This is a genomic window from Aeromonas sp. PrichA-15, assembly GCF_017939245.1.
In the GTDB taxonomy this organism is placed as follows: Bacteria; Pseudomonadota; Gammaproteobacteria; order Enterobacterales; family Aeromonadaceae; genus Aeromonas; species Aeromonas caviae.
Genome location: NZ_JAGKRH010000028.1, coordinates 16,059 through 41,544, shown reverse-complemented (window position 1 = coordinate 41,544; position 25,486 = coordinate 16,059). Strand labels below are relative to the sequence as shown.

Here is a 25,486-nt window from a genome sequence, read left to right as displayed (position 1 = left end):
GATGCTGAGCAGCAAGTTCTTGAGCCTGATCCTGATGGTGACCACCTTTTTGGGGGTGACCCTCTGGTCGGTCTGGAACTATGACCGCGCGTTCAATGAGGTGACGCGCTACACCCAGCTCTCCGCCTGGGCACTGGCCCAGCTCGAGCTGGAGATCCACGCCTTCGAAGAGGGTTTGAAGCTCTATCGTGCCGGTGCCGTCAGCCGGGAGGAGATGAACAAACGCTTTGACATTGCCTGGAACCGGCTCGATGTCTTCCTGCACGGGAAGGAGGCAAAGTCGGTCAGGGCCCGATTCGGTGCGGACAAGGCGGTCGGCAAGATCCTCGCCCTCTTCGAACGCTATGAGCAGGATGTGGTGCAAGGGGAGCCGGATTCCCCCGCACTCAAGATGTTCACGGCCGCACTCGATGACGAGATGCGCGGGGTGCGGGACGTGATGGTGAAAAACTTTACCGGGCCTTCTGCCATCGCCCAGCGTGAGCTGCTCAACGAGTCGAGAACCCAGAACTTCTTCATCCTGGGGTTTCTGATGCTGGCGACTATGGTGATGTTGATGGTGCTGTTTCGCGAAGTGCGTCGCCAGCATTTTCTGGCGTGGAACGACCCTCTCACCCGTCTCCCTAACCGGGCGGCGCTCATCAAGCACCTCCAGCAGTGGACCAGCCACCCCGGGCGGCGCAGCAGCATCACCGTCTGCCTCATGGATCTGGGGCATTTCAGGGAGGTCAATAACAGTCTGGGTTACGAAGTGGGGGACGCCTTGCTCAAACGGCTTGCGGCGCGGATCAAGGCCGCCTCTGGCCAGGGGATCTTCGTTGCCCGAACCGGCAGTGACGAGTTCACCCTCATCATCACCGGCACCATGCCCACCTATCTGCGCTTCCCGTTTCTGGAGCAACTGCGCAGCGAGCTGGCGGATCTGGTGTTTGCCGCCGATCCGGCGCACCGGGTGCGGGTCTTCATGGGCACCAGCCAGTACGTGAAACCGGATCATTCACCGGAAGAGATGCTGTTGTTTGCCGATATCGCCCTCGACAGCGCCAAGCGCAAACGGCTGAATGACAATGTGCTCTTCTCCAGCAGCATGTATCAGCATTATCAGCGCAAACGCCGGCTGTCGACCGAGCTGCGGGAGCTTATCCACTGCCCGCAATGCCCGCAACTGGCCCTTTACTATCAGCCCATCGTGCGCGGCCAGAGTGTAGTGAGGCTGGGGGCCGAGGCGCTGATCCGCTGGCATCATCCGGAATATGGCTTTATTGCCCCCCTCGACATCATCTCGCTGGCAGAAGAGAACGGGTTGGGCGAGGCGCTCGGGGGCTGGATCATCCGGCGCATGCAGCTCGATCTGTCCGGCTTCCCGGAGGAGGTGCTAGCACCGCTCGAGATCTCCATCAACCTCTCCAACTCCATGTTCAACATGGGGTTGGCCAGGGAGATTGAAGAGAAGATGGAAGATGGGCCGTTGGGGCTGCACCAGTTGATAGTGGAGCTGACCGAAACCATCGCCCTCGATGACATCGCCCTCAGCAAGCAGATCATTCACTCCCTGCGCCAGATAGGGGTGCGGGTGGCCCTCGATGACTTCGGGACCGGCTGGTCCTCGCTCTCTTACCTGCGTGAACTCTCTTTCGACAAGCTCAAGATCGACCGCTCCTTCATCACCGCCATCGACAAGGATCCCCGTCAGGCGCTGTTCGTCGAGACCATCACCACCCTCTCTCATCAGTTGGGGGTGCGTGTCGTGGCAGAAGGGGTGGAAAACAGCGATGAGCTCAAGGCGGTGCTCACCATAGGGGTGGATGAGATCCAGGGTTATTTCTACTCGCGTCCCTTGCCGCTGCCGGAGTTCATGCAGTTCTGTCACCGCTATTTCGCCCACAGCGCCGCCATTCAGGAAGTGGCACTGGGGTAGCCTTGGGGCAATCGAGCCCCTGTAGCCTTGTCTTCGAGTCCCTCTGTTCGATCGTTCCTGGTTGATATTTCATCCCGACACCTTTCTTCCATGGCAGGACCGCCCTTGACGCGGTTTTCTTGTGCCTCCAGCCAGAACGAGGGTGCGAGAGGGCAGGCCCGGTGCTACCTTGTGCCACGAACAGTGCCACAGGGCAGAGGAGCCATAAATGGATCGCTTGGGGGTGATGGAGGTGTTCGTGCTGGCGGTGGAGACCGGCTCGTTTTCGGCGGTGGCCCGCCGACTGGGGATGGGGCAACCCACGGTTTCCAGATTGATTGCCCAGCTTGAGGCGCACCTTGGCAGCCGCCTGTTGCTGCGTTCGACCCGGGGGCTGGCGCCCACCGAGGCCGGAGAGGCCTACTATCTGCGGGCGAGAGAGATCCTGGCCCAGGTCCACGAGGCCGATGCCATGGTGCAGCAATGCCGGGCGGGCCTGAGCGGGCGTCTGCGGGTGAGCGCTCCCGTCACCTTCGCCCGCCTGCATATCATTCCCCATCTTGCCGGTTTTCTGGCGGCTCACCCGGGACTGGATCTGGAGATCCTGCTGGATGACGGCAATGTGGATCTCATTTCGGCGGGCATCGAGGTGGCTCTGCGGATCGGCAAACAGGCCGACTCGTCGCTGGTCGCCCGCTGTCTCGCTCGAAGCGACATGCGGGTGCTGGCGACGCCGGCCTATCTGGCCGCCAAAGGAGAGCCTGAGACCCCTCAGGCCCTGCAACAGCATGACCTGGTGCTTTACAGTCCACGGCCCGGAATGGGGCAGCAGTGGCGATTTCGCCGTGGCGTCGAGGAGAGGGTGGTTTCCGGAGAAGGCAGGCTGATGGTCTCGGCGGCCGAAGGCATGCGCGCCGCCGTGCTGGCTGGACTGGGGCTCGGTATCGCCTCGGAGTGGATGTTTGCCCCCGAGCTTGCCCGCGGCGAGGTGGTGGCGGTGCTGCCCGAGTGGCAACTGCCCATGCAGGAGCTCTGGACCCTGCTCCCGGCAGGTCGCCAGCCTGGTGCCAAGGCGAGCGCCTTTCTGGCATTCGTGACCGGCCTGCCCGGCGTGGGGCATACGCCAGCGGAATAACTGTTATGGTCCCCACCGCTCTACTGGTGGCGACGCTCCCCGGGTAGGCTGTGCGCATGGGGCCCGTATCCTGGCGGGAGCCCTTCTACCACGAGGAGAAGATCATGAGTACATCGCCTTCTGCCGGAGGGGCCGCAACCCCCGGCCCCTCCCTGCTCTTCGCCATGGCCCTGTCATGCGGCCTGGCAGTTGCCAACATCTACTACAACCAGCCCATGCTGGCGGTGATGGCGCAGGACTTTCCCGGGCACTCGGGCATGCCATTGATCGCCATGCTGACCCAGCTTGGCTATGCCATGGGTCTGCTTTTGCTGGTGCCGCTTGGCGATGTGGTCGAGCGCCGCTGGCTCATTCCGGGGCAGTTTGCACTGATCGCGCTGGCTTCCCTGCTGGCGGCCACGGCCACGAGTGCCACCACCTTGATGCTGGCCTCCGTCCTGCTCGGCATCGGGGCCACGGCTGCCCAGCAGATAGTTCCGGTGGCGGCGACCCTGGCAGATCCCGCCCGCCGTGGTGCCGTGGTCGGCAGCGTGATGAGCGGCCTGCTGGCCGGGATACTGCTCAGCCGCACCGTCGCCGGCCTGGTCACCGCCTATGGCAGTTGGCGCGCCATGTTCTGGCTGGCCATTCCCCTGGCCCTGTCGGGGGCCCTGCTGATGGCCAGGATGATACCGTCCGGATTGCCGCGCTCTCCCCTCGGTTATGGCCGTCTGCTTCACTCTCTGGTCGGTCTGTGGCGCGAGGAGCCCGCCTTGCGCCGCGCGACCCTGACCCAGGCCTTGCTGTTTGCCTCCTTCAGCGCCTTCTGGACCGTGCTGGCGTTCTACCTGGCCGAACCTGCCTATGGGTTGGGGGCCGACATGGTGGGTCTCTTCGGCGTCATCGGGGTGGCTGGGGTGGTGGCGGCCCCTCTGGCAGGCCGGATGGCGGATCGGTTGGGGGCCAGACCAGTGGTATTGGCCGGTGCTGTGCTGGTGGTGCTTGCCTGGATCTGCTTCGAGCTGTGGCTCTCTCTGGCCGGGCTGGCGTGCGGGGTCATCTTGCTGGATCTCGGAGTGCAGAGCGCACTCATCGCCCATCAGCAGCGCATCTATGGTCTGAGACCTGAAGCCAGGGGGCGCATCAATACCCTCTTCATGACCGGCATGTTCCTGGGGGGAACCCTCGGCTCCAGCCTGGGGATGCTGGTCTGGCAACAGGGTCACTGGCTCGGGGTGGGAGCAGCCGGCATGGGGTTGGCCCTGGTGGCCTGTCTCTGTGCCCTGGCCGGCAGGCGGGGACTGCAACCGGCCATCTGAGGCATGTGCAAGACAAGAAAGGCGACCCCGGGGTCGCCTTTTGTCTGTCTGCTCGGGATGGACTCAGAGCACCATGGCGGCAATCCAGCCGAAGATCACCAGGGGGATGTTGTAGTGGATGAAGGTTGGCACCACGCTGTCCCAGATGTGGTCGTGCTGACCGTCGGCATTGAGGCCCGATGTGGGGCCGAGCGTCGAGTCGGAGGCGGGGGAACCCGCGTCCCCCAGCGCGCCCGCGGTGCCCACCAGGGCGATGGTCGCCATGGGCGAGAAGCCGAGGTGGATGCACAGGGGCACATAGATGGTGGCGATGATGGGCACGGTGGAGAAGGAGGAGCCGATCCCCATGGTGATAAGCAGGCCCACCAGCAGCATCAGGAAGGCCGCCAATCCCTTGTGACCTGCCATCATGCTGGAGACGGACTGCACCAGACTCTCCACCCCGTGGGTCTCCTTCATGACGGCGGCGAAGCCTGCTGCGGAGATCATGATGAAGCCGATGAGGGACATCATGCGCACACCCTGGGTGAAGGCATCCTGGCTCTCGCGGAATTTGATGACGCCACCGCAGGTGAAGATGATGAAGCCTGCGAGCGCCCCCAGCACGATGCTGTTGGTCATCAGTTGCAGGCCGAGTGCCACGGCGATGGCCAGCAGGGCTACCCAGATGTGGTTGAGATTGAGCTCGACCGTCTCGGGTTCGGCGGCCAGGATCTGCTCCAGATCATACTGACGCGGCTTGCGGTAGCTGAAGAAGACGGCGATGAGCAGGCCGAGGAACATGCCGAATACCGGGATGGCCATCGCCAGGGGCAGTTGGCTGAATTCCACCGGTACGCCGTTGTCGACGAGATTCTTGGCCAGGATGTTGTTCAGGAAGATACCGCCAAAGCCGACCGGCAGCAGCATGTAGGTAGCGGTCAGGCCGAAGGTGATGACGCAGGCCACCTGACGGCGGTCGATCTGCATCTGGGCCATGACATGCAGCAGCGGCGGGATCAGGATGGGAATGAAGGCGATGTGCACCGGGATCAGGTTCTGGGAGGAGACGGAGACCGCGAGCACCGAGGTGAGCAGCAGGCTCTTGACCCAGAGAATGCGGGTGCTGCTAGCATCCTTGCCGAGCTGGTTGATGACCTTGCGGGCCAGCAGATCCGTGATGCCGGAGCGGGAGATGGCTACCGCGAAAGCCCCCAGCATGGCGTAGGAGAGGGCGATTTCTGCACCGCCGCCCAGGCCGCCGGTGAAGGTGCTGAGGGTCTGCTCGAGGGAGAGTCCGCCGAGCAGGCCACCCACGATGGCACCGATGGCGAGGGAGACCACCACATTGATCCGCAGCAGGCTGAGCACCAGCATCAGCGCCACCGCGATAACAACAGGATTCATTTGATTTCCTTATGGATTGTGTTGCTGTCAGTCGTGTGAAAGCCAGCTAGTTTGCGAAAAACAGGCTAAATGTCGAGAAAAAAATCGGCGGATCCCGGCCAAGGGACGCATCTTCTGCTGGAGGTGAACGGGAACCGGGAAAATGGCCCTTCTTCGTTGCCCAGACAGGTCCCCTCATGCAGACAGGCTGCCATGGGCAGCCTGTCTGGGCAGGGGCTGGGAGTGTTCAGCCCTCGTCTTCGGTGTCCGTCGTTTCATCCGGGTTGGCCAGAGGCCAGCCTCCCAGGCTCTTCCAGCGATTGACGATGTGGCAGAAGAGCTCTGTGGTGCGCTCGGTGTCGTAGAGGGCCGAGTGGGCCTCTTTGTTGTCAAAGGGGATATTGGCGCTCTGACAGGCCTTGGCCAGCACCGTCTGCCCCAGGGCAAGACCCGAGAGGGCGGCGGTGTCGAAGGTGGCGAAGGGGTGGAACGGATTGCGCTTGAGGCCGGCCCGCTCGGCGGCGGCCATCACGAAGCCGTGGTCGAAGGTGGCGTTGTGGGCCACTATGATGGCGCGACCACAATCCTGCTCCTTCATGCCCTTGCGCACCCCCTTGAAGATCTCGGTGAGTGCTTCCTTCTCGTCCACCGCGCCCCGCAGCGGGTTGAAGGGGTCGATGCCGGTGAACTCCAGCGCCGCTTTCTCCAGATTGGCGCCCTCAAAGGGCTGGACATGAAAATGGAAGATCTGGTCAGGGACGAGCCAGCCCTGCTCATCCATCTTGAGGGTGTGGGCGGCTATTTCCAGCAGGGCATCGGTCTTGGCATTGAATCCGGCGGTTTCAACATCGATGACGACGGGGTAAAAGCCGCGAAAACGGCCCTTGAGGGTGTGAACGGCGTCGGTCATGGTATCTCGGTCGGCGTGAAAGGAGGCGGCATTATGGCAAAAAAGCGTGCCCTTGTCCCTTATCTGCCGCCATGGGACGGCAAGAGGGCCATTTTGAAACACCTGTGCTTATAATTGGCGACGTCAACCATGGAGGGAGAGGACGATGAAGAAGCTGGGATTGGCACACAAGATGATGTTGGTGGTCTGTCTGCCGCTGTTGGCCCTGCTGTTTTTCTCCGGCCGGTACGTCTACGAACGTTATCGGGTCGAACAGGAGATGAGCGGCGCCCTGGTCGCGCTGGCGGTGGTGAAGGAGGCGGCGCAGCTGGCCCATGAGCTGCAACGGGAGCGCGGCATGTCGGCCGGCTTCCTCGGCTCTGGTGGCAACAAGTTTCGCGATGCGCTGCCTGCCCAGCGCAAGGTGGTGGACAGCCTGTTGCAGCGTTTTCATCAGGATCCTGCCTTGCTGGCTCTGACGGAGGTGCAGCAGGGAGTGGCGGGACTCACCGCCATGCGTGAGCGGGTCAGCGCCCTGGGGGTCGAGGTGGCGGAACAGGTCGGCTTCTATACCCGCCTCGTGACCGCCTTGCTGGCGGTAGTGGACAAGATAAGCGTCGACAGCATGGATGCCACCATCGCCCTGCAGACCAATGCCTACGCCGCCTTCCTGCAGAGCAAGGAGCGTGCGGGGCTGGAGCGGGCGACGCTCAGCAACGTCTTTGGCCGTGACAGCTTCACGCCTGCGCTGTTGCAGCAGTTCATCTCCCTGCTGGCGGCCCAGAACACCTATCTCGAACGTTTCCAGGCGGTGGCGAGTCCAGCCCAGCGTCAGTTGCTGAACGACAGCCTCGCCTCACCCGTGGTGGCCAAGGTGGCCGCCATGGAGAAACTGGCCCTGGACAAGGCGGCAAGCGGCAGTTTTGGTGTCGATGCGGAGGCCTGGTTTGCCTTGAGTACCGACAAGATAGGCCTGCTCAAGGAGATAGAAGACAGCCTCTATCAGCAGCTCTTCGAGCGGGTTGAACAGATGCGGGTCGGGAGTGCCAGTGACTTCTGGTGGGGGGCGGCTGGCGTGTTGCTGTGCATCGTCCTGACCACCTTCGTCTGCTGGCGGGTGGTGCGGGATCTGCATCTGGGCTTCATGGCCCTGCACCAGACCTTCAAGCGCCTGGTGCAGGAGAACGACCTGACTGTGCGGGTCGACTGGCGATCCGGGGATGAGCTGGGTGCCCTGGCGCGGGATCTGAACCATTTCCTCGGGCACCTGGAGAGTTTGCTGCTGGCTGTGCGCCACTCCTGTGACGTGCTGATACGCAGCGCCGCCAGCTCGGCCGAGGTCATTGCCGAGGTGAATGCCGGCGTAGTCAGGGGATGCGGGCAGGTGGATCTGGTGGCGACTGCCGCCACCGAGATGGCATCGACTGTCGCGGAGATTGCCCGCAACGCCACCCAGACCTCCCAGGCGACCCAGCAGGCCATCGGCCGGGCGAAGCAGGGTGACAAGGAGGTGGATCAGACCATCCACACCATCCAGCAGGTCGCGGGCACGCTGGTGGATACCCGGCACCTGGTGGACAGCCTGCATCGGGATACCGAGTCGGTGGGGGAGGCCTTGAGCCTCATCAAGCAGATCTCGGACAGAACCAACCTGCTGGCCCTCAATGCCGCCATCGAGGCGGCCCGTGCCGGTGAATCCGGGCGCGGCTTTGCGGTGGTGGCCGACGAGGTGAGAGCGCTTGCCTCCCGTACCCAGCAGGCGGCGGATGACATAGAGCGGATGCTGGGCCGCTTGCGCCAGGGGGCCAACGAGGCGGTGGCTGCCATGCACACGGGCACCGAACAGGCCGGCCTTAGCGTGACGGAGGCCAAACGGGCGGGGAGCGAGCTGACCGACATCGTCAACGAGGTGCGCAAGGTGAGCGACATGACGGCCCAGGTGGCCACCGCCACCGAGGAGCAGCGTTACGTGACCGACGACATCCAGCAAAACGTGATGACCATCCGTGACGTGTATGAGGCCCATCGCCAGCACTCCCATACCCTGCAACAACACAGTGCCGAACTGGATGCCCTGGCCCGGGATCTGGCGGGACGCATCGCCAGCTTCAAGCTGATGGCCCCTTCTTCCCCCCACTGAGCGTTTTGACCTAAAGCTTGTCCTGCCGCTGCCGATAGATAATTCGAGATAGTGTGGAGGACAAGCCGTTGAATGCTTGGGTGTTGGGGTTGATCAGCATATCAGTGAGTATGCAGTTGCAGGCGGGCGTGACCGAATTTGGCGCCGGTCTGGATCAATCCGTCTGGCGCCTGACCTCTGATACCCAGGTGGAGTGCAGGCTGGAGCATCCTATTCCCCGCTGGGGAACCGGGGCCTTTGTCAGCCGGGCCGGGCGCAAGATCAATCTGGATTTCGAGCTCAAGGGGCAGCGACCCCAGGCGCGTACCCAGACAGTGAGCCTCGGGATCATGCCCCCCAGCTGGCGTCCCGGGGTGGCCGGGCGACAGATCAGCCAGTTGCAGTTCTATCAGCAGTTTGACGGCCTGGTGGCGGGGCAGACCGCCTGGACCATGTTGGACGAGCTGGAAGGAGGGCGTATGCCGACTTTCCAGTATCGCGACTGGTATCGTCAGGACAGGCCGGTGCGGGTATCGCTCTCGTCGGTCAATTTCAGGGTCAAGTACCAGGCGTTCATGGACTGCCTGAGTGGCTTGCTGCCCTACAGCTTCAACGACATCGCCTTCAGCGTGCTCTCCTATGACAAGAACAGCGATCAGTTGTCACCGGCCTCCAAGCGGCGGCTGGCGATGATCGGTGATTATGTGAAGGCAGACAAGAGCATCGATGTGGTGGTGATCGACGCCTACAGCGACAGCTATGGCGGCCGCTGGCCAAACCAGAAGCTCTCCGAGAAGCGGGCGGATGCCATCAAGCAGGTGTTTGTGGATCTCGGCATCGAGGAGGGCAAGATCTCGGTGGAAGGGCACGGTGAGAAACAGCACGTGGCCTCCAACGAAACGGAAGCTGGCCGAGCCAAGAACCGCCGGGTGGTGATCAACATGGGACGCAACGGCACTATCTGATCCCGCTGAGTCATCGAGAGGGGCGGGATTTTCGCTGTAGTCAGGAATAAAAAATGCCAGTCGGCGAACCGACTGGCATTTTTTTCGCGGGTATCCGGGATTACTTGGCCAGGGATTCCGGCAGGTTTTCGCGGATCTTGCCGAGCATCTCTTTCAGCACGCGGGGGTTGGCTACCACGATGTTGCCGGAGTTTTCGTAGTTGTGACCACCGACGAAATCGGTGACGATGGCGCCGGCTTCTTTGGCCAGCAGCTCACCGGCGGCTGTGTCCCAGGGTTTCAGGCCGATTTCCCAGAAACCGTCGACGCGGCCAGCGGCCACATAGGCGAGATCCAGCGCGGCGGAGCCAGCACGACGGATGTCTGCACACTCGATGAACATGCTCTGGAACATCTTCAGGTAGGGTTCGATGTGGTGCTTCTGCTTGAACGGGAACCCGGTGGCCAGGATGGTGCCGGAGAGCTCTTTGGCCTTGCCGACACGGATGCGGTAGCCGTTCAGCTGGGCGCCGCTGCCGCGGGTGGCAGTGAACAGCTCGTCACGGATGGGATCGTAGACAACGGCTTGTTCGGTCTTGCCCTTGACGCGCAGAGCGATGGAAACGGCAAAGTGCGGAACGCCTTTGACCAGGTTGGTCGTGCCATCCAGTGGGTCGATGATCCATTGGTAGTCCGGATTGGTACCGGCAATCTCGCCAGACTCTTCAGCAACGATGCTGTGTTCCGGGTAAGATTTTTTGATGGTGTGAATGATGGCCGCTTCGGCGTCACGGTCAACGTTGGTCACGAAGTCATTGCTGCCTTTCTGGATAACCTCGATGTTCTCGGGTTGAGAAAAGGCTTTTACTACTACTTGACCGGCGTTGCGCGCAGCGCGCACGGCGATATTCAGCATCGGATGCATAGGTTCACCACTGGATGTTAAAGAACGGGGGATAAAAGGACGCGACATCTTACCAAGATATTCGGGAATAGCAACTGCTATGCCCTCATTCGGTCAGGGTGGTGACTGACAGATCTGACGGCTCCAATAAAGACCTGTAATCAACTAGTCTTATCGCGACAGCCGGATAACAGGCTGTGGTGAGCATAGGGATATGAGCCATGAATCTGTCATTAGTTAGTCAGAAACCGTCGTCGCCGACGACTCTGGGTGTGTTGGCCGCACTGCGTGCCGCCAGCGAAGAGAGCGATTATGTCACCGAGGTCCGGGTGGCACAGCCCCAGCAGTGGCAACCGTCGAAGGACGAAGCGGCGATCCTGCTGCTGGAAGAAGAGGGCGCTGCCTGGCCTGTTCCGCTCTGGCCAGCAGGAGGCAGTACACTGGGATTGCCGGTGCTTCCCCTGTTGGTGCATCGACAGTATGAACATACTCCACAGGGGCCGGATGTCCGGGATCCGCATTTTTATTTCGTTTCCAACGGTATTCTTCTGGATGAGGCCGAACTGGCGGATCCTGCCTGCAGCCTGGTGCTGCAAAGCAAGTTTGAATCCTATTTCCCGCTGCTTTCCCGTCTTATCTTGCTGCGCCAGCGCCAACCAGGGGGACTGAGCAGCTAATCATCTCCCCCTCGATGCGGGCTGTTCAAGCGGCACAATATTTGTCATAACTGACCGACATTGTGCCGCTTTGCTATGGCCTGCGCAGCGGCTCACTGTGTGTTCGTCGACGGAGGTGACATGAAGGTTTATGAGTTGAGACGAGCCCCCAATGCCCGTCGGGTCAGAATGTTTCTGGCGGAGAAGGGGATCGAGATGGAATATCAACAGGTCGATCTGGGGGCGGGGGAAAACCTGGCGCCCGCCTTTTTGACCAAGAACCCGGCCGGGCGCATTCCTGTGCTGGAACTCGATGACGGAACCTGTCTGAGTGAAACCCTGGCCATCTGCCGCTATTTTGAAGAGCTCCACCCCGAGCCGAACCTGTTTGGCAGCACCGCGCTGGAGCGCGCCACCATAGAGATGTGGAGTCGCTTCATCGAGTTCAACCTCTGGTTGCCGACCGGTATGGCGTTTCGTCATATCACCGGTTTTTACAAAGACCGGGAGCGGGTCTTCCCCGAATGGGGGGAGGAGTGCAAGCAACAGGCTCAGATCTGGTTTGACAAGCTTGATGCCCGTCTTGCCGAGGTGCCCTATATTGCGGGGGAGCGCTTCACCATCGCCGACATTCTTGCCCTCTGTACCATTGATTTTGGCAAGGTGGTTGGCCTGCGTATCACCCCCGAACAGCCCCGTTTGCAGGACTGGCATGACCGGGTGAGTGCCCGGCCCAGCGCCCAGGCCTGATCCTTTCCCCTGAACGTTCAAGGAGTCCAAGATGATAGAGTTGTACACTGCCGCCACGCCCAACGGGTTCAAGGTGTCGATCGCCCTCGAAGAGCTGGGGCTGCCCTACAAGGTCATTCCCCTTGATTTCGCGACCATGGAGCAGAAGAAGCCCGAGTTCCTGGCCATCAACCCCAATGGCCGCATCCCGGCCATCATCGATCGGGACAATGGTGACTTCGCGGTGTTCGAGTCCGGCGCCATCCTTATCTATCTGGCGGAAAAAACCGGCAAGTTGCTGCCGCAGGATCCCAAGCGCTGCTCCCAGGCCATCCAGTGGCTGATGTTCCAGATGGGAGGCGTCGGTCCCATGATGGGGCAGGCCAACGTCTTCTATCGCTATTTCCCCGAGAAGATCCCGGCCGCCATCGAGCGTTACCAGAAGGAAGGGCGACGCCTGTTCGAGGTGCTCGACGGCCATCTGGCACACCATGAGTATCTGGCAGACGAGTACAGCATCGCCGACATCGCTACCTGGCCCTGGGTGCGCATCCACGACTGGAGTGGTATCTCCATCGAGGGGTTGGTGCATTTGCAGGCCTGGATGGCACGCATGGAAGCCAGGCCCGCCTGCCAGAAGGGCATCACCATTCCACCGCGCAATGAGAGCCCCGAGGATCAGGTCAAGCGGGCGCAGCAGATGGTGACTCGCTGACGCCATCATGATGGCCCTGACGGGCCATCTTTTTTATTCCCCTTTGACTCCCCGTTGTTTGACGATCTGCATCGCAGTCGCTTTTTGTCTTTCAAATAAGCCATTTATCAAAAATCAAAAGTCATTCTTCCTGATTAATTGTTATGTTATAACGTTGCCTCTTTGGTTGATGAACATGAAGCTTGGATGGAAAGGATGACAAAAAAATGCACCGCAGCCGGGTGGTTCGCCCTGGCTCTGATGGCAGGAACGACTGCAGCCGACGGCAAACCGCTTGCCATGGTGGGGCCTTGGGAGATCCACAGTGTCGACCCCGCCAGCAACGGGGTCTTCTTTACTCGCATGCAGGTGGCGGAGACCCTGGTGGATGTCGATGGGAAAGGCAATCTGCAACCCGGGCTTGCCAGTGAGTGGTCGCGTAGCGATGACGGTCTGCAGTGGCGATTCACATTGCGCCCCGGGGCCCGTTTTCACGATGGCAGCGAGGTGAGCGCCGAGCAGGCCGCTTTTGCCCTGCAACAGGCCTGGCGCAAGCCCGGCGTGATGACCAGCACTCCCATTGCGTCCATCGGATCTGGAGATGGCGTCTTGAAGGTCACCCTGAGCGAACCCTTCGCCTCCCTGCCGGCCGTGCTGGCCCATCCCAGCACCCAGATCCTGGCGAAGGCCGCCTACGATGCCAAGGGGGAGGTAACCCAGGTGATAGGCTCTGGCCCCTATCGCATCACCCGCCTGCAACAACCCCAGCGGATAGAGACTGTGCGTTTCGACGGCTGGCAGGGGGTCAGGCCCGCAATCGAGGTGGTCAGCTACCTGACGGTGGGGCGTGCAGAGAGCCGCACCCTGATGGCCGAGAGCGGTCAGGCCGACATCGCCTGGGGGCTGGATCCGGTCAGCATCCGCCGCTTGCAGCAGGCGTCACGGGTCTCCATCGCCTCGGTCACCCTGCCACGAACCATCCAGCTCAAGCTCAATGGCGCCGATCCCCGTCTGAGTGATCCGGTGGTGCGCCGTGCCCTGAGTCTCGCCATCGATCGTCGTGGTATGGCAGCCGCCCTGTTGCGGGATCCCGAGATGGCGGCAACCCAGCTCTTTCCTCCCACTCTGGGGGAGTGGCACCAGCTCGGGTTGACGCCGCTTGCCTATGACGTCAAGGCGGCCCGGGCGGCCTTCGCGGCGGCAGGCTGGCAGCCGGGGGAGGACGGTGTGCTGCGCAAGGGGGAAGAGCGCTTCGCCCTGACCCTGCGTACCTTCCCTGACCGTCCGGAGCTGCCGCTCCTCGCCACGGCACTGCAGGCGCAGTGGAAGGCGGTGGGGGTGGATCTCAAGGTGGCGGTGGGCAACTCGAGCGAGATCCCGGCGGGCCATCAGGACGGCTCGCTCCAGCTTGGTCTCTACGCCCGCAATTATGCCCTGGTACCGGATCCCCTGGTCACTTTGCTGGGGGACTTGGCCCCTGCCGGTGCGGACTGGGGGGTGATGAACTGGCACTCCCCGGCCATGACGCAAACACTGACCCGCCTTGCCACGCAAGCCTTGTCGCCCACAGACGCCGCCGCGGCTCGCCGGGAGATAGCCACGACACTGCAACAGGAGTTGCCGCTCCTGCCCATCGCCTGGTACCGCCAGAGCGCGGCGGTCAGTCGGGGGCTGGAGGGGTTTGAACTCGATCCCCAGGAGCGCAGCTATGGCCTGGACAAGTTGACATGGAGCGCACGATGACAGCGACCCCCTTGTCTCGCGTCATGGTGATACTGGGTCAGCGTCTGATGCAGGCGCTGGTGGTTGCCCTGCTGGTGGCCGGACTCTGTTTTCTGATGGTGCAGTCCCTGCCCGGAGACATCGCCTTTCGCATCGCGGCGGGTCGTTATGGCTATGACTATGTCACCGCCGAGGCGGCCAACGCGGTGCGCAGCGAGCTGGGGCTGGCCGGCTCGGCCCTTGCCCGTTTTGGCGACTGGCTGTGGGCCTTGCTGCAAGGGAATCTCGGCAGCTCCCTGGTGACGGGCGCACCGGTCGCCACCGACGTGGGTCATCACCTGGGCGCCACCCTGACGCTCGCGAGCGCCTCCGTGGTGCTGGCGCTGGTGGTGGCGCTGCCGCTTGGCAGCCTGAGTGCGCTGCGCCCGGGGGGATGGTGTGATCGCCTGACCCTGGGCTGGAGCGTGCTGATGCGTGCGTTGCCCCCCTTCTTGCTCGGCCTGGTGCTCATGGTGATGCTCTCGGTGGAGCTGGGCTGGGTCAGTGCGGCAGGGCACGGGGAGGGGAGCAACCTGCTGCTGCCCGCCCTGACCCTGGGATTGGGGCTCTCCGGCGTGCTCTCTCGGGTGGTGCGTGAAAGCGTGCTCACCGTGGTGCAGTCCGGTTATTACCGATTTGCCCTCACCAAGGGGCTTTCGCCGGCCCGGGTTTTCTGGCGCCACGGTCTGCGCAACACCGGGGTCAGCATCATCGCCTACACCAGCGTGCAGCTGGTGCTGCTCATCGAGGGGGTCGTGGTGGTCGAGAGCCTGTTTGCCTGGCCCGGGATCGGCCATGCGCTGGTGCACGCCATCTTCTGGCGCGACATCCCCATGGTTCAGGGGACTGTGCTGGTGCTGGCGGTGCTCTTCGTGCTGCTCAATACCCTCACCGATCTGCTTTGTCTTGCCATTGACCCCCGTGGTCCCAAGGAGTTCTGATCATGTCGTTGTCTGTCAAAACGGGGCTGGGCCTGCTCCTGCTGGTGGTGTTGTTTGCCCTGCTGGGCCCCGTGCTCTGGCCCGATCCGGCGGCTCAGGATCTGGCACAGTTTCTGGCTGATCCCTCCTGGCAGGAGCCCCTCGGGCGGGATCAGATGGGGCGCAGCCTGATGGCGCGCCTCGCGGCGGCGACCCGGCTCTCCCTGCTGCTGGGACTGCTGTGCGTCATCACGGCGGCGCTGCTGGGGTCATTGCTGGGCTGGCTCTCGGCCTGGCGCGGCGGCTGGGTCGACGGTCTGCTGCGCAGTCTGGCCGACGGCGTGCTGGCCCTGCCAGGCCTGTTGCTGGTGCTGCTCTTCTCCGCCATGGCCCAGGGGGGCTTTGCCATCCTCTATCTCGGGTTGGCCATGGCCCAGTGGGTGGAGTATTACCGGGTGGTGCGTGCCCGCAGCCGGGGGCTGCTCGCCTCGCCCCAGGTGGAGGCGTCCCGTCTGCTGGGATTCGGCCATGCCCATGTGGTGCGGCGCCATCTCTGGCCCGAGCTCGCCCCCCAGTTGCTCACCATGATGGCCTTCGGCCTAGCGGGTGCCATTCTAACCCTCTCTACCCTGGGCTTTGTCGGAGTGGGCATTCAGCCGCCCACGCCCGAGCTGGGGCTGATGATGACGGAGGCGCTGCCCCACTATCAGGAGGCTCCCCGTCTGCTACTGGCCCCCATTCTTGTCATGGGGCTGATGTTGCTGGCTCTGGTGCTGCTTCATCAGACGCGCGGCCTTGACATGCCATCTTCACAAGGAGCCACCTCATGACGGCCATTAAAATCAAGGGGTTGCAGGTCGATGATGGCCAGAAAACTCTGTTGCAGGCGCTGGATTTCACCATTCATCCCGGCACCGCCCTGACCCTGATCGGGGAGAGCGGTTCGGGCAAATCCCTGTTGGCTCATGCCCTGATGGGGACGTTGCCAGCCCCTCTGACAGGCCGGGGTGAGATGGTGTCGGGTGGCCGCCATCACAACCTGGCCGACACGCCTCGCCTGCGCACTCTCTGGGGGAGGGAGCTGGCGATGCTACCCCAGGAGCCGGTGCTGGCGCTGGATCCCACCATGGGGTTGCTTGCCCAGGTGGAGGAGGGGTGGCTGCCAGGGGGTAAGGAGGCCCGATCGCGGGCCCGCGCCGCCCTCGAGTGGCTTGGACTGGCCGGGCGGGAGGGCGCTTTTGTACACCAGCTCTCGGGAGGCATGGCCCAGCGCGCGGCCTTTGCCGCCGCCACCCTGGGGGAGGCCCGTCTGCTGGTGGCCGACGAGCCCACCAAGGGGCTCGACAGCCAGGCCGCAGCCAGGCTGGGTGCCTTGTTGCTGGGCTACCTGGCCCGTGGACGCCATCTGCTGACCATCACCCATGATCTCTCCCTGGCTCGCGCATTGGGGGGCTGGGTGCTGGTGGTCAAGGGAGGAGAGATCGTGGAGCAGGGGCCCGCCGAGCGTGTGCTGCACACGCCATCCCATGCCTATACCCGGGCCCTGCTGGCGGCGGAGCCCTCCGCCTGGCCCGAGGCGACCATCCCTCCCACCGGTGACTGGCTCATCCGCGGGAAGGGGCTTGCCATGGGATATGGGGATCAACCCCTGTTCACGGGGCTCGACCTTGCCCTGGCGCAAGGGGAGCGAATGGCCATCATGGCGCCGAGCGGCGCGGGCAAGAGCACCCTCGGCAACGTGCTGCTGGGTCTGCAACGCCCCCTGCAAGGGGAGGTGCTGCGCCGGGAAGGGATAGCCCCCTGCCGCTGGCAGAAGCTCTATCAGGATCCGGTGCTGGCCTTTGCCAGCCGAGTGCGCCTCGCCACCCAGTTCGATGATGTGCTGCGTCTGCACAGGCTGCCTCGCCATCGGCTTGTCGACTATCTGGCCCGGTTGGGGCTGGATGAACGGCTGCTGACGCGCCTGCCAAACCAGGTCTCGGGAGGGGAGCTGCAGCGGCTGTCGCTTATCCGGGCCCTGTTGCTGCGCCCCGTGCTGCTGTTCGCCGATGAGCCCACGTCCCGGCTCGATCCCCTGAGCCAGCAACAGACCATCGCCTGTCTGCTGGAGGAACTGGGAGAGATAGGCTGCGCCCTGCTGCTGGTGACCCATGACGAGGGGCTGGCCGGCAAGGTTGCTCCTCGTTGTCTGAGACTGGGGGAGGCGGGTACCCCCATGTTCGAAGGCGCGTCGGCCGAGGTGAGAAGAGTGGGATAAAGAGGGGACAGGATGAATCCTTCCCCCATGATGAGATGACAGTGACGGGGCCTTGGGCCCCGTCGCATTAGAAAAACTTGGGTAAGCAGATTATAAAGTTTCGTTCGTTTTTTGTGATATGAATCACTAATATTGTCGTAAGCCAGAGAGCGTCCTGCTGCTGGCGGGTGCGGGTCCTCCGCCTTGTTCCTCTTCAACGACCTTTGTCAGACACCTCCTGCAGATCCCTGCCCGGAGGGTGGCGGCTTTTTGATCTTTTTCGGACGACAGTATGTATCGGCACAGCTTCTATCCCCTGTTTTTCCTGACCATTCTGATGGTCGCCGTGGGTCAGATGACCCAGACCCTCTATGTGCCCTCCATTCCCATGATGGCGGGGGACTTCCATGTGGCCTCCGGCCAGATGCAGGCGGTGATGGCCTGCTACCTCATTCCCTACGGCCTCTCCCAGTTCGTTTATGGCCCCTTGTCGGATCGCATCGGTCGTCGCCCTGTGCTCATCATCGGCATGATGATCTTCCTGGTCGGCACCCTCACCATCCAGCTGATCCCAAGCTTCACCGCCCTGCTGGCGGGCAGCCTGATCCAGGGGCTGGGCACCGGGGCAGGGGGCGCCATGAGCCGGACCGTAATGCGCGACCGTTACAGTGGCGCCGAGCTCAACCGTGCCAACAGCCTGGTAAGCATGGGGGTCATCTTCTCCCCGCTGCTGGCACCTGTGCTGGGCGGCTGGCTCACCGAGCTGTTCAACTGGCGTGCCGGCTACTGGTTCCTATTCGGTTTTGGTGCCTTGACCACCCTGGCACTGCTGGCCTGGTTTGGGGAGACGCTGCCAGCATCCGCCCGCCAGCATTCGCTGCGGGTGGGCGCCGCCTATCGTCATGTGCTCGGCAACCCGCGCTTTCAAGGCAACCTGCTCTGTCTGATGGCCACCTTTGCCGGCCTCGCGGTGTTCGAGGCGGCGGCCGGGGTGTTGTTGGGGGACGTGCTCAAGCTGAGTGCCCGCACCGTCAGCGTACTGTTCGTGCTGCCGCTGCCCGGTTATCTGTTCGGCGCCTGGCTTTCCGCCAGACTGAGTTTTCGCCTGAGCCAGGGCAAGCTGATGCGCCTTGGCATCGCCTTCCTGGCCCTGGGGTCGCTCATCATCCTAGTACCCGGGTTGCTCGGCATGGTGAGTGCTGCCTCCCTGGTGGGCGGGGCTGCGGTCTACTTCATTGGCAGCGGCATCCTCTATCCGACCGCCACCTCCTGTGCCATCGAGCCCTTCCCGGGTCAGGCGGGCACCGCGGGAGCCGTGCTCGGGGGCATGCAGAATCTGGGGGCTGGCGTGGTAACCCTGCTGGCCGCCAGCTTCCCGATGACGGGGCAGGTGACCCTGGGGGCCATCATGACGGTGATGGTGCTGATCGTGGCCTTGAGCTTTGTGTGGCTGCGCCACCACGGCGCGCCCCACGAGCAGATGGCCGTCTGACACGGCCAAGAGCCCGCCCGCATCAAGCGCAATGCTGTTCACTTAAGAGAATTTGAGTTCCAGTCCACGTAGTATCAGGACAAAAAAGCGAGGGAGGCATGATGCCTCCCTCTTTCTATTGCAAGCCCCGCTGGATAAAGGCTGGAGGAAGATCGACTGGACACAGCCTTGCCCCCTCAACTCAAATCCAATTTATGAATAATCAGTCAAAAAAGTGCTTATCTGAACAGCATTGCGCCCCGTTGGCGGGCTTTTTACTGCCTCCTGCCGGGTGGCGAGACGCCGCAGTCGAGTGGAAGGGGGTTGCCGCGCAGGCAAAGAAAAAGCCCGTCGTGATGACGGGCTTTTTTGGGTAGGTACCCCGGAGATGCCGTTGCCGGTTTGGGCCCTTGAACCGTCGGTTCAAGGCGGAGATCTAATCTGGCCGCAGGCTTCTCGGTCGGGCCGAGCATGCTCAATAGCCAGAAGGCAGACCCCCTGTTTGGTATGAATATCGGCTCGGGGACTTGAACCGGCTGACAAACACTCCAGGGAATTTCAAAACTCGGTGCGATTAGGGCTGTTGCGCCTCTTCGCTGGATTCACCGTATTGTCCGTGCTCGATCAAGGCGGCTTCGATGGTGCGTTGCAGCATCTTGATCCGCTTGTCCATGGTCTCAGAGTATTGGTGGTTTTTCTCTTTTTCAAGGCAGAGCTCGTGACAGAAATTGAGCGCTGCCATGACGGCCAGCTGTTCGTTGCTGGAGACCTTGGAACGTTGACGAAGCTCAATGAGCTTGTCGGTCAGCTGGTCGGCGGCCTGGCGCAGGGCATCTTGTTGTCCCAGGGGACAGGACACCTTGTAGGGACGTCCCAGAATGACGATTTCTACGGCCTCTATGCTCATGCCTTCCTCAATACGGCGGGGCTGATTTCCGCCTTTATCCACGTGGACAACTGGGCGGGACTATATAGCGCAGATGCAGAAGTTTCAAGGCCTTGCTGGCTCTGGCAGGGGGAGAATGCTAGGATCTCGGCCATAAATTCTGCATATTTGCCTGAACTTTGAGCGGATCCTAGATGAGCAAAACAAACCCCCTGAAATACGCCGCCGTGGCGGACCTGATGGCACAGCACGACCTCATGGCGACGGCCGTCGAGGCCCATGGCGTGATCTGCGGCCTGGTGTGCGGTGGCGTGGCCCTGGACGACAAAAGCTGGCAGCCCCATTTCAATGATCTGATCAACGACGGTTTCGGTCTGCCGGCACCGGTGCGCCAGGTGATGACCGACCTCTATCACGAGGTGATCGAGAGCCTGATGGCACAAAAGGGCGTCGAGTTGCTGCTGCCAAGCGACGAGGCGCCGCTCGATGAGCGCATCGACTCGCTGGTGGACTGGTCCCAGGCCTTCCTAGCCGGCTTTGGCGTGGTCCAACAGGAGCTCTCCAAGGCATCCGAAGAGCTGCAGGAGATGATTCAGGACATCGCCAGCATCACCCAGGTCTCTGCCGAGTTCGATCAGGAAGATGAAGAGAACGAAGCCTCCTTCCTGGTGCTCTACGAACACGTGCGCCTCGGGGTCATGATGGCGTTCGAGGAGTTTGGCAAGCGCCCGGCCGCGCCGAGCACGCCGCCGACCCTGCACTGATCTGCCCGCCCAGCGGGTCAATGAAAGAGCGCATCACGGCGCTCTTTCTGTTTTACAAGGGGTGAGAGCAGGGGAGGTACTCTGCTAACCCATGGCGCCAAAGCGGTTTTTTGCCCGTGGCTTCGCATCCCGTCCGCCACCTTTGTGGTAGGATTGGCCCACGTTTTTTCGCCTATGCCCTCTTCTCATGTCTCAATCTGATCTGGTTCACGTCGACGTGGCTATCGTCGGCGGTGGTATGAGCGGTGCCGTGCTGGCCCTCTCCCTTGCCGCCCTGAAAGGACAGGATGGCGCCCCCCTGCAGATCCTGCTGCTGGAGGCGAGTGCGCCCGAGCTCAATGCTCATCCCGGTTTCGATGCCCGTGCCATCGCGCTTTCCGCCGGTACTTGCGAGGCGCTGGCTCGTCACGGCCTCTGGCCGCACCTGGTACCCCACTGCTCCCCCATCACCCATATCCATGTGTCGGATCGGGGCCACTGTGGCCAGACCCGGCTGTCGGCGGCGGAGTATGGTCTACCCGCCCTCGGTCAGGTGATCGAGCTGTCGGCGGCGGGCATCGTGCTGCAAGAGGCGATCGCCGCCTGCCCGCAGATCCGTATGTTGTGCCCGGCCAGGCTTGAGGCCATCGACCCCGACGAGGCGGGAGTGACGCTCGCCCTGGAGGGCGGCGCGCGCTACCGCACCCGGCTGCTGGTGGCGGCCGACGGGGGCCACTCCTTCGTGCGCCAGCATTTCAAGATGCCGGTCAGTCGCCACGATTATGGCCAGAGCGCCATCATCGCCACCGTCAAGACCGCCGAGGATCCCGCCGGACGGGCCTTCGAGCGCTTCACCGATGGAGGGCCGCTGGCCCTGCTGCCCATGCAGGACGGCCTCTCCTCCCTGGTGTGGAGCGTGCCGCGGGACGAGGCACAGGGGCTGCTTGCACTGGATGACGCCGCCTTTCTCGCCCGTCTGCAGCAGGCTTTTGGCTGGCGCCTCGGGCGCATCGAGCGCACCGGCGTGCGCCACCTCTATCCGCTGGTGCTGACGGTGGCCGACTACCCGCTGGCCCAGCGCACCGTGCTGGTGGGTAACGCCGCCCACCTGCTGCACCCCATCGCCGGTCAGGGGTTCAACCTCGGCATGCGGGATCTGGACGTGCTGACCCGGACCCTGGCCCGTGCGCTCGCGGCGGGGGAAGACATCGGCGGCTTTGAGGTGCTAAGCGGCTACTGGCAGTCGCGGCGGGACGATCAGGCCCAGACCGTCTGGCTCACGTCCTCCCTGGCCCAGCTCTTCTCAAACCATCATGCTCCCCTGGTGGTGGGCCGCAATCTGGCGCTCTCCCTGATGGGCAGAGTGCCCTGGCTCAAGGCACCGCTCGCCTCCCGCACCCTGGGATTCGTGAACGAGGTGTGCGGCCAATAAGCGCTGTCGCCCCGGCGGCAAAGACGATTTCGAGCAAGAGGCACGCCTGTGGGCGTCGCCTCGCAGATCCTGGCGACTCGCCCGGAAAGGACACAAGAGAATGCAGATGCAAGATGTGGATGTGGTGATCGTGGGGGGGGGCATGGTGGGCCTGGGGCTCGCTGCCGCCCTCAAGAACCGGGCGATCAAGGTGGCCATCGTGGAAGGCCGGCTGCCCGATGCAACGCTCGGTGAGACGCCGGACAACAGGGTCAGTGCCCTGAGCCTCGCGAGTCAGCACATCCTGCAAGGGGTCGGCGCCTGGGACGCCATAGTGGCGCGCCGCCTGAAGCCCTATGAGAAGATGCAGGTGTGGGAGCAGGACAGTTTCGGCCACATCGATTTCGATGCTGCCAGCCTGCGTCAGGGGGCCCTTGGCCACATCGTCGAGAACCGGGTGATCCAGCTTGCGCTGCTGGACGCCATCGCGGGGGCAAGCAATATCCAGATGCTGACCCCGGCCCGGGCCACCAGCCTGCAGTGCGGGCCAGCGGGCGCCCTGCTGCTGCTGGAAGATGGCCAGGCCCTCTCGGCCAAGCTGGTGGTGGCCGCCGATGGCGCCCACTCCTGGGTGCGCCGTCAGGCCGATATCCCGCTCACCAGCTGGGATTACGGTCATCACGCCCTGGTGGCGACGGTGCGTTGTGCCGAGCCCCATGAGGCGGTGGCCCGCCAGATCTTCACCCCTCAGGGGCCGCTCGCCTTCCTGCCCCTGTGGCAGCCCGACCTCTGCTCCATCGTGTGGTCTGTGCCCGCGGCCCGCACCGAGGCGCTCTGCGCCCTGGATGACGACGGCTTCAACCGCCAGCTCACCGCCGCCTTTGATGGGCGCCTCGGGCTGTGCAAGGTGGAGGGGGCTCGCAGCGCCATTCCGCTCACCGCCCGCTACGCCCGCGACTTTGCCCGCGAGCGCCTGGTGCTGGTGGGGGATGCGGCCCACACCATACACCCGCTGGCGGGGCAGGGGGTGAATCTGGGCTTGCTGGATGCCGCCGCCCTGGCGGAGCAGATCCTCATTCATCACGGCAAGGGCGCGGACATCGGCCTGCTCGCCAACCTGCGGGGCTATGAGCGCTGGCGCAAGAGCGAGGCGGCGCGCATGCTGGCGGCCATGGAGGGGCTCAAGCGACTGTTTGCGGGCAGCAACCCCCTCAAGAAGCTGGTGCGCGGGGTGGGGCTTCGCGCCGTCGACGCCCTCGGCCCCCTCAAGCAGGGCATGATCCGGGCCGCCATGGGGCTGGATGGGGAGCTGCCCACCCTGGCCAAAGGTGAAAAAATCTAATCTTACCCCGGGGTTTTAACAAAAAAACTAATCTGACAGGGCGAGATGCCCCTTAGGGGTGTCAGCCTTTAATGTTGGCGAGAAGCGAAACGTTTTTCTGTAAATTGTGACGGGACGGTAAAAATCAATATTAAATCCCGCAATGGCGCGGTTTTGGCTGTTTTTATCACTGTTTTTGCCTTAGTGTCTGGTGTCAGTGAGTTGGGTGAGGATTAGTTTTTTTTGAGCGGTGCCCCGGCACGCTTGTCATATAATCCGCTCCGTTCAAGGAATCACTCCTGCCCGCCCGGGCGGGAACGAGCACAGAGCTTGTGGTCCGTAGTTCCCGACGAGCCGGGGCGGATTGCGAGTGTTGTCGCGAACGCTTAAGGAAACACAGCGATGATCCAGACTACTGTATTGCATCCGAAACACCTGGAAGCGGGTGCCAAGATGGTGGACTTCCACGGTTGGGAGATGCCCATCAACTACGGTTCCCAGTTGGAAGAGCACCATGTGGTGCGCACCGATGCAGGCATGTTCGATGTCTCCCACATGACCATCGTCGATTTGACCGGCGAGCGGGTCAAAGCCTTCCTGCAACACCTGCTGGCCAACGACGTGGCCAAACTTACCGTCCCCGGCAAGGCCCTCTACAGTGGCATGCTCAATCCGGAAGGCGGCGTCATCGATGACCTCATCACCTATTTCCTGACCGATACCTTCTACCGCCTGGTGGTGAACTCCGCCACCCGCGAGAAGGATCTGGCCTGGATCCGCCATCACGCCATCGACTTTGCCGTGAGCGTGACCGAGCGCCCCGAGCTTGCCATGATCGCGGTGCAGGGCCCCCACGCCAAGGCCAAGGCGGCCAAGGTGTTCACCCCCGAGCAGAATGGGGCGGTCGAAGGCATGAAGCCCTTCTTCGGCGTGCAGGCCGGGGATCTCTTCATCGCCACCACCGGCTACACCGGCGAAGATGGCTACGAGATCGTGGTCCCCCAAGAGAAGGCGTGCGATCTGTGGCAGGCCCTGCTGGACAACGGCGTGGCCCCTTGTGGCCTGGGTGCCCGTGATACCCTGCGCTTGGAAGCGGGCATGAACCTCTACGGTCAGGACATGGACGAGACAATCTCTCCGCTCGCCGCCAACATGGCCTGGACCCTGGCCTGGGAGCCTGCCTCCCGCCAATTCATCGGCCGCGCCGCCCTGGAAGCCCAGAAGGCCGCCGGCAACCAGCCCAAACTGGTGGGTCTGGTGATGGAAGAAAAGGGCGTGCTGCGTGCCGGCATGCCGGTCACCTTCACCAGCGAGAGCGGCGAGACACGGGAAGGGGTGATCACCTCCGGCTCCTTCTCGCCCACCCTGGGTTACAGCATCGCCCTGGCGCGGGTGCCCCGCGATATCGGCGAACAGGCCCAGGTGGAGATCCGCAAGAAGCAGGTCACCGTGAAAGTCACCAAGCCGGCCTTCGTGCGCAACGGCCAGCCGCTGGTGTAATCATTGATTGCGGCGAGGGTTGACCTTCGCCGCCCCATTTTTGTTGAAGCGATCCAAGAGCATAAAGGAAGCACAAATGAGCCATATCCCGAGCGAACTGAAATATGCCACCTCCCACGAGTGGGTCCGTGTCGAAGCCAACGGCGAAGCCGTGGTCGGCATCACCGAGCACGCCCAGGATCTGCTGGGGGACATGGTGTTCGTCGATCTGCCGGAAGTGGGCAAGCAGGTGAGCGCCGGTGAAGATTGCGCCGTGGCGGAGTCCGTCAAGGCCGCCTCCGACATCTACAGCCCGGTGAGCGGCGAGATCCTGGCTGTCAACGAAGAGCTGGAAGGCAGCCCCGAGCTGGTCAACTCCGACCCCTACGGCGCCGGCTGGCTGTTCCGCATCAAGCTGGACGACGCGGGCGAGCTCGCCAACCTGCTGGATGCCGACGGCTACCAGAACGTGGTGGACGAAGAGTAATGCCCCCGGGCCCTGCCAACACAGCAGGGCCCTCTTGTATGACTGCCATCATGCGGCCATGGCGGTTGCAGGAAGGGCGCAGTCTTTGCGCCTTCGGGATGCCCTTGCCGCATTCCCCGTCTGCCCGCGGCGGACACAGAA

At 62.9% G+C, this 25,486-nt stretch carries 22 protein-coding genes and 1 other RNA gene; 18 read left to right on the top strand and 5 right to left on the bottom strand.

The genetic code is table 11. The features are described 5' to 3' along the window. Position 1 precedes the first annotated feature (1 nt). From J9889_RS04830 to J9889_RS04820, 3 genes are all read left to right on the top strand, one after another. Positions 2–1,918, top strand: coding sequence for a bifunctional diguanylate cyclase/phosphodiesterase (locus J9889_RS04830; RefSeq protein WP_103858441.1), 1,917 nt, complete (start codon positions 2–4; stop codon positions 1,916–1,918). 208 nt (positions 1,919–2,126) lie between these two features. Next, positions 2,127–3,032, top strand: a complete 906-nt coding sequence (locus J9889_RS04825) for a LysR family transcriptional regulator (protein ID WP_210556052.1) — start codon at positions 2,127–2,129, stop codon at positions 3,030–3,032. A 104-nt stretch (positions 3,033–3,136) separates the two neighbouring features. Then, positions 3,137–4,330 carry an MFS transporter gene (locus J9889_RS04820; protein ID WP_103858451.1) on the top strand — a complete coding sequence of 398 codons (1,194 nt, stop codon included), beginning with the start codon at positions 3,137–3,139 and terminating at the stop codon, positions 4,328–4,330. A gap of 63 nt (positions 4,331–4,393) precedes the next feature. On the opposite strand, the gene J9889_RS04815 is transcribed toward J9889_RS04820, so the two are convergent. Beyond that, positions 4,394–5,716 carry a Na+/H+ antiporter family protein gene (locus tag J9889_RS04815; protein ID WP_103858439.1) on the bottom strand — a complete coding sequence of 441 codons (1,323 nt, stop codon included), beginning with the start codon at positions 5,714–5,716 and terminating at the stop codon, positions 4,394–4,396. Between the two features lie 226 nt (positions 5,717–5,942). Then, entirely contained in the window at positions 5,943–6,605 is a 663-nt protein-coding gene (gene rnt, locus J9889_RS04810; RefSeq protein ID WP_010675098.1) for a ribonuclease T, read from the bottom strand. A 145-nt stretch (positions 6,606–6,750) separates the two neighbouring features. On the opposite strand from rnt, the gene J9889_RS04805 reads away from it, so the two are divergent. Both J9889_RS04805 and J9889_RS04800 read left to right on the top strand, forming a co-directional pair. Next, on the top strand, positions 6,751–8,724 hold the full coding sequence (locus tag J9889_RS04805; protein ID WP_162540591.1) for a methyl-accepting chemotaxis protein: 1,974 nt from the start codon (positions 6,751–6,753) through the stop codon (positions 8,722–8,724). Between the two features lie 68 nt (positions 8,725–8,792). Beyond that, the gene (locus tag J9889_RS04800) at positions 8,793–9,668 is read left to right on the top strand and encodes an OmpA family protein (RefSeq protein ID WP_039038755.1); all 876 of its coding nucleotides are present in this window, start codon (positions 8,793–8,795) and stop codon (positions 9,666–9,668) included. A 100-nt stretch (positions 9,669–9,768) separates the two neighbouring features. Here J9889_RS04800 and suhB read toward each other — a convergent pair whose 3' ends face one another. Then, complete coding sequence (gene suhB, locus J9889_RS04795; protein WP_103858438.1) at positions 9,769–10,572, bottom strand: inositol-1-monophosphatase; 804 nt, start codon at positions 10,570–10,572, stop codon at positions 9,769–9,771. Between the two features lie 200 nt (positions 10,573–10,772). Between suhB and J9889_RS04790 the strand changes: the two genes are divergently transcribed. From J9889_RS04790 to emrD, 8 genes are all read left to right on the top strand, one after another. Continuing rightward, a complete protein-coding gene (locus J9889_RS04790; RefSeq protein ID WP_080990068.1) occupies positions 10,773–11,228 on the top strand; it encodes a hypothetical protein in 456 nt (151 codons plus the stop codon). A gap of 120 nt (positions 11,229–11,348) precedes the next feature. Then, the gene (locus tag J9889_RS04785) at positions 11,349–11,957 is read left to right on the top strand and encodes a glutathione S-transferase family protein (RefSeq protein ID WP_052816369.1); all 609 of its coding nucleotides are present in this window, start codon (positions 11,349–11,351) and stop codon (positions 11,955–11,957) included. 31 nt (positions 11,958–11,988) lie between these two features. Continuing rightward, complete coding sequence (locus tag J9889_RS04780) at positions 11,989–12,651, top strand: glutathione S-transferase N-terminal domain-containing protein (protein ID WP_210556051.1); 663 nt, start codon at positions 11,989–11,991, stop codon at positions 12,649–12,651. 195 nt (positions 12,652–12,846) lie between these two features. Further along, on the top strand, positions 12,847–14,373 hold the full coding sequence (locus J9889_RS04775; RefSeq protein ID WP_052816371.1) for an ABC transporter substrate-binding protein: 1,527 nt from the start codon (positions 12,847–12,849) through the stop codon (positions 14,371–14,373). Then, positions 14,370–15,332 carry an ABC transporter permease gene (locus J9889_RS04770; RefSeq protein WP_052816372.1) on the top strand — a complete coding sequence of 321 codons (963 nt, stop codon included), beginning with the start codon at positions 14,370–14,372 and terminating at the stop codon, positions 15,330–15,332. The genes J9889_RS04775 and J9889_RS04770 overlap by 4 nt, the downstream gene beginning before the upstream one ends. A 2-nt stretch (positions 15,333–15,334) precedes the next feature. Further along, complete coding sequence (locus J9889_RS04765; RefSeq protein ID WP_010675089.1) at positions 15,335–16,141, top strand: ABC transporter permease; 807 nt, start codon at positions 15,335–15,337, stop codon at positions 16,139–16,141. Continuing rightward, the gene (locus J9889_RS04760) at positions 16,138–17,568 is read left to right on the top strand and encodes an ATP-binding cassette domain-containing protein (RefSeq protein ID WP_052816373.1); all 1,431 of its coding nucleotides are present in this window, start codon (positions 16,138–16,140) and stop codon (positions 17,566–17,568) included. Before J9889_RS04765 ends, J9889_RS04760 begins: the two co-directional genes overlap by 4 nt. A 271-nt stretch (positions 17,569–17,839) precedes the next feature. Beyond that, on the top strand, positions 17,840–19,039 hold the full coding sequence (gene emrD / locus J9889_RS04755) for a multidrug efflux MFS transporter EmrD (protein WP_109112651.1): 1,200 nt from the start codon (positions 17,840–17,842) through the stop codon (positions 19,037–19,039). A 354-nt stretch (positions 19,040–19,393) separates the two neighbouring features. Here emrD and ssrS read toward each other — a convergent pair. Together ssrS and zapA are read right to left on the bottom strand one after the other, a co-directional pair. After that, a non-coding RNA gene (gene ssrS / locus J9889_RS04750) (6S RNA) lies at positions 19,394–19,576 on the bottom strand. A 16-nt stretch (positions 19,577–19,592) separates the two neighbouring features. Then, entirely contained in the window at positions 19,593–19,925 is a 333-nt protein-coding gene (gene zapA / locus J9889_RS04745) for a cell division protein ZapA (RefSeq protein ID WP_010675086.1), read from the bottom strand. 173 nt (positions 19,926–20,098) lie between these two features. Here zapA and J9889_RS04740 point away from each other — a divergent pair, with 173 nt between their 5' ends. From J9889_RS04740 to gcvH, 5 genes are all read left to right on the top strand, one after another. Then, on the top strand, positions 20,099–20,668 hold the full coding sequence (locus J9889_RS04740; RefSeq protein WP_042864005.1) for a UPF0149 family protein: 570 nt from the start codon (positions 20,099–20,101) through the stop codon (positions 20,666–20,668). Between the two features lie 187 nt (positions 20,669–20,855). Continuing rightward, complete coding sequence (gene ubiH / locus J9889_RS04735) at positions 20,856–22,079, top strand: 2-octaprenyl-6-methoxyphenyl hydroxylase (protein ID WP_052816375.1); 1,224 nt, start codon at positions 20,856–20,858, stop codon at positions 22,077–22,079. Between the two features lie 100 nt (positions 22,080–22,179). Further along, the gene (locus tag J9889_RS04730; protein ID WP_052816376.1) at positions 22,180–23,400 is read left to right on the top strand and encodes an FAD-dependent 2-octaprenylphenol hydroxylase; all 1,221 of its coding nucleotides are present in this window, start codon (positions 22,180–22,182) and stop codon (positions 23,398–23,400) included. A 381-nt stretch (positions 23,401–23,781) separates the two neighbouring features. Next, positions 23,782–24,879, top strand: a complete 1,098-nt coding sequence (gcvT, locus tag J9889_RS04725; protein WP_042017028.1) for a glycine cleavage system aminomethyltransferase GcvT — start codon at positions 23,782–23,784, stop codon at positions 24,877–24,879. 76 nt (positions 24,880–24,955) lie between these two features. Next, the gene (gene gcvH / locus J9889_RS04720; protein WP_042076214.1) at positions 24,956–25,345 is read left to right on the top strand and encodes a glycine cleavage system protein GcvH; all 390 of its coding nucleotides are present in this window, start codon (positions 24,956–24,958) and stop codon (positions 25,343–25,345) included. Positions 25,346–25,486: the final 141 nt, after the last annotated feature.